This is a genomic window from Achromobacter sp. SIMBA_011 (assembly GCF_046535435.1).
Classification (GTDB): Bacteria; Pseudomonadota; Gammaproteobacteria; order Burkholderiales; family Burkholderiaceae_B; genus Achromobacter; species Achromobacter dolens.
Map to the genome: position 1 here is coordinate 382393 of NZ_JAWRWN010000003.1, position 12677 is coordinate 395069.

13 protein-coding genes are annotated in these 12677 nt (G+C 65.8%); all 13 read right to left on the minus strand.

Features of this window, described 5'->3' with window-relative positions:
* Positions 1 to 5 precede the first annotated feature (5 nt).
* The 13 genes from SB816_RS14875 to flhD all read right to left on the minus strand — a co-directional run bounded on the left by SB816_RS14875 (position 6) and on the right by flhD (position 12639).
* Positions 6 to 1556, minus strand: a complete 1551-nt coding sequence (locus SB816_RS14875) for a methyl-accepting chemotaxis protein (RefSeq protein WP_054504544.1) — start codon at positions 1554 to 1556, stop codon at positions 6 to 8.
* A 202-nt stretch (positions 1557 to 1758) separates the two neighbouring features.
* Positions 1759 to 2391, minus strand: a complete 633-nt coding sequence (cheZ, locus tag SB816_RS14880; RefSeq protein WP_054504545.1) for a protein phosphatase CheZ — start codon at positions 2389 to 2391, stop codon at positions 1759 to 1761.
* An 8-nt stretch (positions 2392 to 2399) separates the two neighbouring features.
* Entirely contained in the window at positions 2400 to 2789 is a 390-nt protein-coding gene (gene cheY / locus SB816_RS14885; protein WP_006387517.1) for a chemotaxis response regulator CheY, read from the minus strand.
* 50 nt (positions 2790 to 2839) lie between these two features.
* Positions 2840 to 3898: a chemotaxis response regulator protein-glutamate methylesterase gene (locus SB816_RS14890; protein ID WP_054504546.1), complete on the minus strand. Its 1059-nt coding sequence runs from the start codon at positions 3896 to 3898 to the stop codon at positions 2840 to 2842.
* A gap of 46 nt (positions 3899 to 3944) precedes the next feature.
* Entirely contained in the window at positions 3945 to 4781 is an 837-nt protein-coding gene (locus SB816_RS14895; protein WP_116793268.1) for a CheR family methyltransferase, read from the minus strand.
* A 26-nt stretch (positions 4782 to 4807) separates the two neighbouring features.
* Positions 4808 to 6514 carry a methyl-accepting chemotaxis protein gene (locus tag SB816_RS14900; RefSeq protein WP_064528004.1) on the minus strand — a complete coding sequence of 569 codons (1707 nt, stop codon included), beginning with the start codon at positions 6512 to 6514 and terminating at the stop codon, positions 4808 to 4810.
* A gap of 139 nt (positions 6515 to 6653) precedes the next feature.
* Positions 6654 to 7154: a chemotaxis protein CheW gene (cheW, locus tag SB816_RS14905; protein WP_006387513.1), complete on the minus strand. Its 501-nt coding sequence runs from the start codon at positions 7152 to 7154 to the stop codon at positions 6654 to 6656.
* Positions 7155 to 7169: 15 nt separating this feature from the next.
* A complete protein-coding gene (gene cheA / locus SB816_RS14910) occupies positions 7170 to 9302 on the minus strand; it encodes a chemotaxis protein CheA (RefSeq protein WP_410547224.1) in 2133 nt (710 codons plus the stop codon).
* 29 nt (positions 9303 to 9331) lie between these two features.
* Entirely contained in the window at positions 9332 to 9712 is a 381-nt protein-coding gene (locus SB816_RS14915) for a response regulator (RefSeq protein WP_054504153.1), read from the minus strand.
* 2 nt (positions 9713 to 9714) lie between these two features.
* A complete protein-coding gene (motB, locus tag SB816_RS14920; RefSeq protein WP_054504152.1) occupies positions 9715 to 10704 on the minus strand; it encodes a flagellar motor protein MotB in 990 nt (329 codons plus the stop codon).
* An 11-nt stretch (positions 10705 to 10715) separates the two neighbouring features.
* On the minus strand, positions 10716 to 11585 hold the full coding sequence (gene motA / locus SB816_RS14925; protein WP_006387509.1) for a flagellar motor stator protein MotA: 870 nt from the start codon (positions 11583 to 11585) through the stop codon (positions 10716 to 10718).
* Positions 11586 to 11702: 117 nt separating this feature from the next.
* Positions 11703 to 12284, minus strand: a complete 582-nt coding sequence (flhC, locus tag SB816_RS14930; RefSeq protein WP_054504151.1) for a flagellar transcriptional regulator FlhC — start codon at positions 12282 to 12284, stop codon at positions 11703 to 11705.
* A gap of 31 nt (positions 12285 to 12315) precedes the next feature.
* Positions 12316 to 12639 carry a flagellar transcriptional regulator FlhD gene (gene flhD / locus SB816_RS14935; RefSeq protein ID WP_006219025.1) on the minus strand — a complete coding sequence of 108 codons (324 nt, stop codon included), beginning with the start codon at positions 12637 to 12639 and terminating at the stop codon, positions 12316 to 12318.
* Positions 12640 to 12677: the final 38 nt, after the last annotated feature.

The window sequence follows — 12677 nt, forward strand, 5'->3', positions numbered from 1 at the left end:
CTGGTTCAGCCGGCCGCCGCGACCACCGGCCGCGCCGATCCGCCGGCGTCCAGGGTGGCCTGGAAACGCACGTAATCGAGCCCGATCCGCACTGCGCCCCAGTGCTCGCCGTCCAGGAACAGGGGCACGGAGATGTCGTTGACGATCTCGCCGGTATCGCGGGAGTAGGTCTGAAACAGCAGGGTTTCGGTGTTGGCGGCCAGCCGCGCTCCGACCGGGTCGTCGAAGATGCGCTTGTGCCGCACCCGGGCGATGTCCTGGGCCGGATCGCCGCTGGGCGGGTGCGAATAGCGGCTGTTGTGCGCAGGGGCGTAGCCGCGCGCGTCCACCAGCAGCGCATAGCTGCCGCCGGGCACGGCCTCCAGCACGCGGTCCAGCAGGCGGGTCAGCGCCTCGTCGATGCCGCGGTCGTAGGCGGTGTGGTAACGCGGGGGATCGCTGCCTGCGATCCGCTGGTAATGGCGGTCGAACACGTCCAGGCCGCGCTCACGGGCATGGTCGAGCAGCCGGATCGCCGCCAGCCGGAAGCCCTCCAGCGTCTCGGACAGGCGGTCGAAGGCGGTATTGCCGGTGCGCATGTCCGATAGCACCTCCTGCACGCTCTCAGTCTGGCGCCGGATGCGGTCGATCTCGCCGGACATGCTGGCCACCCGCTCGCGCACGTCGGCGCTCAGCGCGGCGATGCGGCTGACGTCCTGGCTCATGCCGTGGTTGGTGGCGTCGACCTCGCCGATCGCCTGCACCACCTCGCCCACCTGGCGGTTCATGCTGTCGAAATCGCGTACGAAGTGCTGGAAATCCTGGCGCGTCTTGTCCAGCACCGCGCCGGACGCGTCCACGTCCTCGCGCAGGGCGCCGGTCTGGCGCTGGGTCGAATCGACCAGCTCCAGCATCTCGCCGGTATGGCGGCCGATGTCGCTGGTGGCGGCGTTGACCCGTTCGGCCAGCCGGCCCACCTCGCTGGCCACCACCGCAAAACCGCGCCCGGCGTCGCCGGCACGGGCCGCCTCCACCCCGGCGTTCAGCGCCAGCAGTTGGGTCTGCAGGGCGATGTCCTTGATGAGCTTGCTGATGTCGCCGACCGAACGCGCCCGGCCGGTCAACTGCGCCACCACGTCGGTGAACGCCGCCATCTCGCGCGTCATGCGGTCAACCCGCTCCTTGACCTCGGACAGCTCGGCCAGCGCCTGCTCGGCCGCCCGCAGGTTCTGCCCGGAGACCTGGGCGATCTCGCGCGCATGGGTCGAGGTGGACGCCGACAGCGCCGCGATCTGGGCGCCGCTGGCAGCCAGGGCCTCGGCCGCGCGCGCCTGCTCCTGCGCCAGCAGCGCGCAGCGGCCGGCCTGGAACTGGGTCCGGGCGGTGTTGAGGGCGATCTCGATGCTGGACTGCCGCACCGTGCTGACCCGGCTGCGGATGCCGGCCAGGAAGCGGTAAAGCGGCCAGGCGGCCGGGCTGAGGGACAACGGGCGTTCGGACAGCGTGGCGCGGCCACGGTTGAGCCGGCGCAACAACCCCCAGATACCTCCGAATCGGAATGTGGATCTGGCCAACATGGCACCTCCTTGTGCGGCCCGGATCGCCTTCTGTGGGCATCCATTGCCTGGGCGCGATGCGCCCTGTCTCCTGCTGCGGCCCCGATTCTTGTTGTGTTGCAGTCTACCCAAGGGCGCGCGTTCGCACCCTTAGGGAATACGACCATGCCCGACCAGCGGGCATGGCGGCAGGCGGGTCCGCGCGGCCCGTCGCCCGGCGGGCTCAGAAGCCCAGGCTGGCCAGCAGGTCGTCGACCTGGTCCTGGCTGGTGACCACGTCGGTCTTGCCCTGCGGGCTGACCTGCGGACCGTTGAGCAGGCTGTTCGCCTCGTCGCGGCGCTCTTGCGGCACGTTGTCCAGCAACACCTGCAGCAGCTCGCGCTCGATCGCGCCGACCACGTCCATCATGCGCATGATGACCTGGCCGGTCAGATCCTGGAAGTCCTGCGCCATGATGATTTCCATCAGCTTGGACTGGGTCTGCTGCGTCTGCTTGGGCACGTCCTGCAGGAATGCACGCGTGTCCTTGACCAGCTCGCGGGCCTCGGGCAATTCCAGCGGCTGGTCGTACCATTGCTGCCAGCGAGCATCCAGGGCCTGCGCCGAACGCGACATGCCGTCCTGGATCGGACCGGCTGCCTCGGTCGCGTTCAGCACGCGGTTGGCAGCCTGTTCGGTCATCTGCGCCACGTAGCGCAGGCGGTCGCGCGCGTCGGGAATGGCGTTGGCCGCGTCCTTGATCGCCTGGTCCAGGCCGAGCTCGCGCATGCTGTCGCGCAGCATGCGCGTCAGCGAGGCGATGCGGTGAATCAGGTCCGGGGATTCCGCCGAGTCTTCATTCTGCGTCGTGCTCATTGCACACCTCAGCCGCCAATTTTCTCGAAGATCTTGACCAGCTTCTCTTCCAGCGTCGCCGCGGTGAAAGGCTTGACCACGTAACCGTTGGCGCCGGCCTGGGCCGCCGCGACGATGTTTTCCTTCTTGGCCTCGGCCGTCACCATCAGCACCGGCAGCGAAGCCAGGCTGGCGTCGGCGCGGATCTGCTTGAGCATTTCCAGGCCGTCCAGATTGGGCATGTTCCAGTCGGACACGACGAACTGGAAGCCGCCGTTGCGCAGCTTCTCCAGCCCGATCGCGCCGTCTTCGGCCTCATCCACGTTCTCGAAACCAAGCTCCTTGAGCAGGTTGCGGATGATCCGCCGCATGGTGGGGAAGTCATCCACCACCAGAATCTTGATGCCCTTGTCTACCATCTTTTACTCCAGAAGAAATTTGCTTGAGATCGATCGGGATCACAGCCGCGTCAAACGCGGTGTCCCCGGTCGCCCAGGCGAGTCAGAATGCGCTCACTCATTGCCGACAGCGGCACCACTTCGTCAGCCGCACCGATTGCGATGGCCTCCCGGGGCATGCCGAAGACCACGCAACTGGCTTCATCCTGCGCGATGGTATGGGCGCCGGCGCGGTGCATGGCCAGCATGCCGGCCGCCCCGTCCTTGCCCATCCCGGTCAGGATGACGCCGATGGCGTTCTTGCCCGCTGCCACGGCGGCGGAATTAAACAACACATCCACCGACGGGCGGTGGCGATTGACCGGTTCGCTGGCCTCCAGCTCGATCACGTAGTTGGCGCCACTACGGCCCAGGCGCATGTGCATCTCGCCGCCCGGGGCCAGGTACACGTGGCCCGGCAGCACGCGCTCGCCGTGCACGGCCTCGCGCACCGTCACCGCGCACAGGGCATCCAGGCGCTGCGCGAACGAACGCGTGAAACCGGCCGGCATGTGCTGCGTGATCAGGATGGCCGGGCTGTCCGGCGGCAGCGGTTGCAGGACCTCGCGGATGGCTTCGGTGCCGCCCGTGGACGCGCCCACGATGACCAGCTTTTCCGAGCTGGCCAGCGGCCGGCGCAACATCGGCGCCGGGGCGGGCGCCGGCGCGTGCGGGCTCGGCGCCCGCAGCTTGGCGCGCGAGGCGGCGCGGATCTTGTCGGCAATGATCTCGGTGTATTCCAGCAACCCGTCGCGGATGCCCAGCTTGGGCTTGGTGACGAAGTCGATGGCGCCCAGCTCGAGCGCGCGCAGCGTGATTTCGCCGCCGCGCTCGGTCAGCGACGACACCATCACCACCGGCATCGGCCGCAGGCGCATCAGCTTTTCAAGGAAATCCAGCCCGTCCATGCGGGGCATTTCCACGTCCAGCGTCAGCACGTCGGGATTGTGCTTTTTGATCAGCTCGCGCGCCACCAGCGGATCGGGCGCGGTCGCAACCACTTCCATATCCGGCTGGCTGTTGATGATCTCGGTCATCAGTCCGCGCACGAGCGCGGAATCATCCACACATAGAACTCTGATTTTCTGCATTGTTTACCGCCTCAGGCGGACCTGGAATCCGTCGTCACCGACAGCTCTAGGCCTTGCCAGCGCATTCGTAGACTGTCTGCCCGCGCAGACGGAAATCCCGACTGATATAGGTGAAGTTCTCCGAATGGCCCGCAAACAGCAGGCCGCCCGGCTTGAGCAGCGGCACGAACCGCTCAAGGATCTTCGCCTGGGTCGGCTTGTCGAAGTAAATCATCACGTTGCGGCAGAAGATGACGTCGAACTTCTCGCTGATCGGCCAGGAAGGCGCCAGCAGGTTCAACGTCTCGTACCGCACCATGTCGGCAATCTCGGGACGCACCCGGACCTGTCCGGCGTTGGCGCCGCGGCCCTTCAGGAAGAAGCGCTTGAGGCGGCTCTCTTCCATCTTGGCCACGCGCTCGGCCGGATAGACCGCCGTGCGCGCCCGGTTCAACACGTTGGTGTCGATATCGGTCGCCAGCACCGAGCAGGCGCTGGCGCGCGGGCCCAGGGCCTCGGCCAAAGTGATCGCGATGGAGTATGGCTCTTCGCCCGTGGACGCCGCACAACACCACACCGACACCGGGCCGCCGCGCTTTTGCGCGAAGTCGGCCAGGATCGGGAAGTGGTGCGACTCGCGGAAGAACGCGGTCAGGTTGGTCGTCAGGGCGTTGACGAAATCTTCCCATTCGGCCGCGTCCGGCTCGTTCTCCAGTTGGTCCAGATAGCTGGCAAAGTCCTGCCGGCCCAGCGCGCGCAGGCGCCGCGCCAGCCGGCTGTAGACCATTTCGCGCTTGTGCGCGCCCAGCGAGATGCCGGCACGCGCGTGAATCATCTTGCGCACGCGGGTGAAGTCCGCGTCGCGAAAATCGAATTGGCGGTCCACCGGAATGGACGGCGCCATGTTTGCTGCTGTCGCCACTGCCGCCCTCAGCGCTCAAGAGCAAGCGCGTCTGGCGCTTGCAGCCGTGAATCGTCGCCGGCGGCGGAGCGACCCGAAGACAGGCGATGGGCCGGCACTTCGATCACTTCGCCGACGTTGATCTTGAACACCGCCACCGCCTCGGCCAGGCGCTGCGCCTGTTCCTGCAGCGAGCCGGCCGCGGCCGCCGCTTCTTCCACCAGCGCCGCGTTCTGTTGCGTCACCTCGTCCATCTGCGACACCGCGCGATTGACCTGATCGATGCCGCTGGACTGCTCCTCGGACGCCGCCGAGATCTCGCCCATGATGTCCGTCACGCGCTTGACCGACGCCACGATCTCCTGCATCGTCGCGCCCGCCCGCTCAACCTGCTCGGAACCCGCGCCGACCTTGGTCACCGAGTCCTCGATCAGGCCCTTGATTTCCTTGGCCGCCTGCGCGCTGCGCTGCGCCAGCGAGCGCACTTCGCCCGCCACCACCGCGAAGCCCTTGCCCTGCTCGCCGGCACGGGCCGCTTCCACCGCCGCGTTCAGCGCCAGGATGTTAGTCTGGAAGGCGATGCCGTCGATCACCGACACGATCTCGGAGATCTTGCGCGAGCTGGCGGAAATGCCGTGCATGGTGTTGACCACTTCCGCCACGGCCGAACCGCCACGCTCGGCCACGTCCGACGCGCTGGCCGCCAATTGGTTGGCCTGGCGCGCGTTGTCGGCGTTCTGCTTGACCGTCGAGGCCAGCTCTTCCATCGAAGCGGCGGTCTCTTCCAGCGAGGCCGCCTGCTGCTCGGTGCGGCTGGACAGGTCGGTGTTGCCGGCGGCGATCTCGTGCGAACCGGTATTGATCTCGTCGACGCCCCGACGCACCGAGGCCACCGTGCGCGTCAGGCTCTCCTGCATGCGCTTGAGCGCGGCGAAAAGCTGGCCGATCTCATTGGTGTTGCGGACTTCGACGCGCGCGGTCAGGTCGCCGCCGGCGATGCGGTCAAAATGATGGCCGGCGTCCTTGAGCGGCTGCAGCACGCGGCGGCGCAGGAACACATAGGTGGCGAACACCAGCAGCGCGGCGATCACGCCGCCCGCGCTCACCGCCAGCAGCACGAACTGGTAGCGCACCTGGGCCACCTCGAACGCGTCCAGCATCTTGCTGGCGCGCCAGAAATCAAAGCCTTCGACAGCGCGGGCGAAGCGCCCTTCGAGCGCATCCTGCACCTTCTGCACCTGCGCCTGGTAGGCCGGCATGTCGGCCTTTTCAAGCGCGGCGGTCAGCGGCACCACGCCCTGCTGCACCAGCGCGCCATACGAGTCCTCGACTTCCTTGAGGGACTCGGCCGCCTCGGCCGGTCGCGGCAGGGTCTTGAAATAGTCGAACTCCGCCTGGCCCTTGTTCTGCGCCGCCTTGGCGCGTTCCAGCAGGCCGGCTGCCTCGCTCGACAGGCCCTGCGCCAGCAGCGTGGGCTGACCGACGCTGCGGACGATGTCGCCATAATTGGACGTGGCCGCGCGGCCCAGGCCATTGAGGGTGTCCTTGTAGCTCAAGACGACACGGCCCAGCGCGTCGTTCAGTTCTTGCGATTGCTTGATTTCCGCCAGCGTCGCATTGCTGATGCGCAACGACAACACGCCCAGTGCGGCTCCGATCACCAACATGAATGAGAAGAACGCCAGCACCCACAACAGGCTGCTGCGTATCGTCATGTTCGCGAGAAACTTGCGCATCACAAGCACCACTCCTGACTGCAAACGTTAAGGAAAAGCGCCATATCGATTCCACAATATGGCGCGCCCATCTCCCTGGGAGGTCGCCACCGCCGGGGCTCCGCCCCGCCGGTCGCGCATCCGGGTCCGGTCCTTCCGATCAGGAAGCGACCTTCTCCACCAGGGCCATTTCATCGCTGGTCATCATCTTCTCGATGTCGACCAGGATCAGCATGCGTTCGTCGACCGTGCCCAGGCCCGTCAGGTATTCGGTGGACAGGGTGGCGCCGAACTCCGGCGCCGGGCGGATCTGGCCGGCGTTGAGCATCAGCACGTCCGACACGCCATCGACGACGATGCCGACCACGCGGCGATCGAGGTTCAGGATGATGACGACGGTCTGCTCGTTGTATTCGACGCTGCCCAGGTTGAACTTGATGCGCAGGTCGACGATCGGAACGATGATGCCGCGCAGGTTGGTCACGCCCTTGATGAACGGCGGAACATTGGCGATGCGGGTCACCGTGTCGGCATCGTAGCCGCGGATTTCCTGCACCTTCAGGATGTCGATGCCGTACTCTTCGTCGCCCAGCGTGAACACCAGGAACTCGTTGCCGACATCTTCATTGCGCGCGGCTTGCGCTTGCGGTTTGGCTGCCATGGGGCTATTTCTCCATCAATTCAGAATGGCTTCGGGCTGCGACCAACGCTCACGGTTGGCGCGCGCAAGCGCAAATACGTCGACGATCAGCGCCACGCTGCCATCGCCCAGGATGGTGGCGGCGGAGATGCCGGGGACCTTACGGTAATTCGACTCTAGGTTCTTCACCACCACCTGGTGCTGGCCGATCAGGTGATCCACCAGCAACGCGAAACGGCGGTCTTCGGCCTGCATGATGACGGCGATGGCCTGGGTCGGGTCGGTCTGGGCCTCGCTGACCGAGAACACGCGGTGCATTTCGACCAGCGGCAGGTACTCGCCGCGCACGTGCATGACGCGCTCGTTGCCAGCCACGGAGTAGATCTGGTCGTTGGTCGGCTGCAGCGATTCGGTCACGTGGTTCAGCGGCAGGATGAAGGTCTCTTCGCCCACCCGCACCGACATGCCGTCCAGGATCGCCAGCGTCAGCGGCAGCACGATGCGCGTGGTGGTGCCGTTGCCCGGCTCGCACGACAATTGCACGTGGCCGCCCATGTCCTGGATGTTCCGGCGCACCACGTCCATGCCGACGCCGCGGCCGGAGATGTCGGTGACCTTCTCGGCCGTGGAGAAGCCCGGCGCGAAGATCAGTTGCCAGATTTCGTCGTCCGGCGAGTTCTCGTTGACAGGCAGGCCCTGGGCCATGGCCTTCTTGAGGATCTTCTCGCGATTCAGGCCGGCGCCGTCGTCGCTGACCTCGATGACGATGTTACCGCCATTGTGCTGGGCAGACAGCACCAGTTGGCCGACCGGATCCTTGCCGGCGGCGACGCGCTTCTCGGGCGTCTCGATGCCGTGGTCCAGGCTGTTGCGCACCAGGTGCGTCAGCGGATCGATGATGCGCTCGATCAGGCTCTTGTCGAGTTCGGTGGCGCGGCCGTAGGTCTGCAGTTCGATCTGCTTGCCCATCTTGCCGGCGATGTCGCGCACCAGCCGCGGGAAGCGGCTGAACACGTAGTCCATCGGCATCATGCGGATCGACATGACGGCCTCCTGCAGGTCGCGCGCGTTGCGCTCGAGCTGCTCCATGCCATTGAGCAGGCGGTCGTGCAGCACCGGGTCCAGCGTCGACGCGGTCTGCGCCAGCATGGCCTGGGTGATGACCAGTTCGCCCACCAGGTTGATGACCTGGTCGACTTTTTCCACGCCGACGCGGATCGAGGTGGATTCCTTGTCGACGTGGGCCGGAGCCGCGGCGCGGCTGGTGCGCGAGGCCTGCGAGATGGCTTCGGCAGCGGCGGCCGACTCGGCCACGGCGGGCGCGGCAACAGGCGCCGGCGCGGGTTCAGGGGCCACCGCCGGGGCCACGGCGGGCGCCGCCGCCGCGACGGGCGCGGGCGCCGCCTCTGCCGCGCTGGCCGGCGGCGCTTCACGGGCGATGTTGAGCTGGTCGGCGTCGACGATGAAGCAGCAGACGGCCTCGATGTCGTCCGGGGTGCAGGTGCTGTCGACCCAGACGGTCAGCACGCCGTTGGCACGCTGGCTGGCCTTGACCTGGCCGAGGTTGCCCATCTCTTCGAGCAGCGACTCGGCGTCCTTGTCCGACACCTTGGTGATGCGCACGCGCAGCGGCAGGCCGGCGGCATCGGCGGCAGGAGCCGCCTCGACCACGGGCGCGGGCTCGGGCTCGGGCTCGGGCGCGGCCTGCACCGGCGGCGGGGCGACCGGCGCAGGCGCGGCGGCCGGGGCTGCGGCAGCCGCGGGATCCTTGTGCTCGAGGGCGAGCTGCCTCAACACCGCGCAGATGCGCTCAAACACGGCTTCATCGGGCTCTTCGGAGGCCCGGTAGGCATCCAGTTGGCTTTTGAGCACGTCTTTCGTTTCCAAGAAAATATCAATCATGTCCGTACGCAGCGCCATTTCGCCGCGACGGATCGCGTCCAGAAGGTTTTCAAGCAGATGGGTGGTGCCCGCCAGCTGGTTGAAGCAGCCGAACGTCGCCGCGCCGCCCTTGATCGAGTGGGCCGCGCGGAAAATGGCATTGAGCTGCTCGATGTCGGGCGCGCCGACGTCGAGCTCGAGCAGCAACTGCTCCATTTGCGCGAGCAGTTCGTCCGCCTCGTCGAAAAAGGTCTCGTAAAACTGACTGAGGTCCAAACCAGAACTCATGACCCGTACGCCTTCATAAATGAACTTGCCTACGCGCCGGATTGCTCATCGAGCAATTCGGACGCCAATTCCACCAGCACATCGGGATCGACCGGCTTGGACAGCCAGCCGCATACGCCCAGATCCCGCGCCGCCATCTTGCTGTCCACGTCGTCTTCGGTGGTCAGCACCAGCACCGGCACGTCCAGGTACTGTTCCTGTTCGCGCAGGCCCTGGATCAGTTGCAGGCCACCCATCACGGGCATGTTCCAGTCGCTCACCACCAGGTCCACCGGATGGTTTTTGGCCACCTCCAGCGCTTCCTGGCCGTTGCCGGCCGTCAATACCTTCCATCCCGCGCCCGTCAGCGTCGCCTGGACGATCATTCTCATCGTCGCCGAATCGTCCGCCACCAGAATCGTTGCCGCCATTGCTATCGAGCCCCTTCGGCGGGCGGCGTTGCCGCCGCGTCGCCCTGCTTGGTTGCCGTCGTGGCCTGGGCGGCGGCGTTCACCGCCTCCACGGCCGTTCCAACCTCGCGCGCATCCTTGGCGCTGACGTCCGCGGCCGCGGCGTTCTCGCTTTCGATGCGCCGCTGGGTGCTCTGGTTGAGCACCACTAGGCTGATACGTCTATTAACGGCCGCATATGGATCATCTTTAACGAGACTCATGCTCGAGGACAGGCCCTGGATGCGCATGACCTTGCTTTCATTCATGCCGCCAGCCACCAGTTCCTGGCGCGAGGCGTTCGCACGATCGGCCGAAAGTTCCCAGTTGCTATAGGCGCGCTCGCCGCGGGCGTACTGCGACGCGTCGGTGTGGCCCGAGATGCTGACCTTGTTGGGCAGCTCGTTCAGAACCGGCCCCAATTCCCGCAGGATGTCGCGCATGTAGGGCTGCACCTCGGCGCGACCGGTGGCGAACATGGGGCGGTTCTGGTTGTCGATGATCTGGATCCGCAGACCTTCGGTGGTCAGGTCGATCAGCAATTGGGGCCGGAAGCTCTTGAGCACCGGACTGTTCTCGATGACGTTTTCCAGCCGCCTCTTGAGGTTTTCCAGGCGGTGCTGGTCGCGCCGTTCGGCATCACCCATCGGCTGGGCCTCGACCCGGTTGCCCTGGGCGCGGCGCTCGTCGCCGTCGCTGCGCAGCGGGTCGCGGCCGCCCCCGGGGACCGCGCTGGTCTCGGCCGAGCTGCTGGGACCGCCGGTCAGCGCCACGCGCAGGGGCATGCGGAAGTATTCGGCGATGCCCTTGAGTTCCTCGCGCGGCACGATGCTGATCAGCCACATCACCAGGAAGAACGCCATCATCGCCGTGATGAAGTCGGCGTAGGCGATCTTCCAGCTTCCGCCGTGGTGTCCGCCGCCGTGGACTTTCTTGCGGCGGATCACCACACGGTGGTTGTTTACCGTGCTCATGGCCCGCTCCGTCAGGCCTTGGCGGTGGACTTGGTCTGCCGGACGTGCTCTTCCAGCTCACCGAAAGTCGGCCGCACCGACGAATACAGCACCTTGCGGCCGAATTCGACCGCGAGCTGCGGCGGGTAGCCGTTCATGCTGGCCAGCAGCGTGGTCTTGATACATTCCAGCACCTTCATGGCCTCGTCCGTGCGGCGCTCGATGCGCGAGGCCAGCGGACCGACGAAGCCGTAGGCAAGCAGAATGCCCAGGAAGGTGCCCACCATGGCCTTGGAAATCAGGTCGCCGAGAATGGCGGGCGGCTGATCCACGGCGGCCAGTGCCTTGATCACGCCCAGCACCGCGGCCACGATACCGAACGCAGGCAGGCCGTCGGCCATCTGCCGGATCATGCTGGCAGGCACTTCGCGCTCGTGGCGGTAGGTTTCGATTTCCTCGTCCATGAGCGTTTCGATCTCGAACGAGCTCATGTTGCCGCTGATCATGATGCGCAGGTAGTCCGTGATGAACTCCATGAGCTTCTCGTCCTTTGCGATGCGCGGATACTCGCTGAAGATCGGACTGGAGGCAGGATCCTCGATGTGCGATTCGATCGCCATCAGGCCTTCGCGGCGCGCCTTGTTCAGCAGCACGTACAGGAGCGCCATGAGCTCCATGTAGACGTCCTTGCCGTAGCGCGAGCTTTTCAGCGTGTCGGGCAGCGCCTTCTTCACGAGCATCAGCGATTTCTTGCTGTTGCCGGCCAGGAAGGCGCCGAAGGCCGCGCCGAAGATCAGCGTCAACTCGAACGGCTGGTAAAGCGCGCCCATGTGGCCGCCCAGCGCTACGAAGCTGCCGATGACCGACACGATCACCACTAGAAAACCGATAACAATCAACACATCAGGCCCCTGCCAACGAAGTCTAAAACCGGCGTCAATGATCCCCTGTTCCCCCCGTCCCAAAAAGGCGGGTTACGGGGAGTTTTCCAGGGCTTTTGATGTATTTGGACGCGCCGCTCAGGAACGGGCGGCGTCTACGGCTGGCACGGATCGGCTGCCCGCGCGCGCCTTGGCGGCGGCACGGGTCTTGCCGGCCCGGGGTGGCGGACGGCAGATTGCGCACACGAAATCCGACTGCGGATCATGCGCGTGCGCAATGAAATGCCCGCCACACTGGCGGCAGGCGGAAAGCTGCAGCATGCCGCTATCGAAGAACCGCACCAGCATCCAGGCCCGGGTGAAGCTCAGCACGGGCTCGGCGGATTCGGCGTTGTCCACGCCGGCGTTCTCGAGATAGAGGCGGTACGCGTCGATGATGGCGCGGATGCCCTTGCTGCTGGTGCGCGTGTTCAGGAACGAATACACGTTGTAGAACAGCGAGGAATGGATGTTCGGCAACCAGGTCATGAACCAGTCGACCGAAAAAGGCAGCATGCCCTTCGGTGGCGAGCAACCGCGGATTTCGCGGTACAGACGTGCCAGGCGGTCGTGGCTGAGGCTGGTTTCAGCCTCCAACACCTGCAGCCGCGCGCCCAGAGTGATCATGGAGCTGGCTAGCAGGATGTCATCCGCTTCCTGCGAAACGCTCTTGGTGGCCATTACACGTGTCCGAGTGGGAATCGACAGGCCGTCAGGCCAGTTCTTCAACAGGTTGCTTGGCCAGCAGGATCGTCGCGTGCGCTTGCTGCAGCGCGCCGCCCAGCACGTCGTGGGTCAGGGCCGACAGCAGGCTGTAGTCGTCGAAACGGAAACGGCACAGGAGCGAACTGGAGCTGGCCAGCTTCACCAGCTGAGCCGGAGAAAGACGCATCAGGATATCGGCAACCTCGTTGCTGAAACCCAGACGGAACATCGATGCAGCATAGTCATCGCGCAGCATGCGCTGCGCGAGAAGCAGGTAGGACAGATTCACCTCACGGATATCTGCCAGCAAAGAATTTTCGACTTGTTGCACGCCCGACTCCCTATTCCCTATCCCACCGAAGGGGCTTG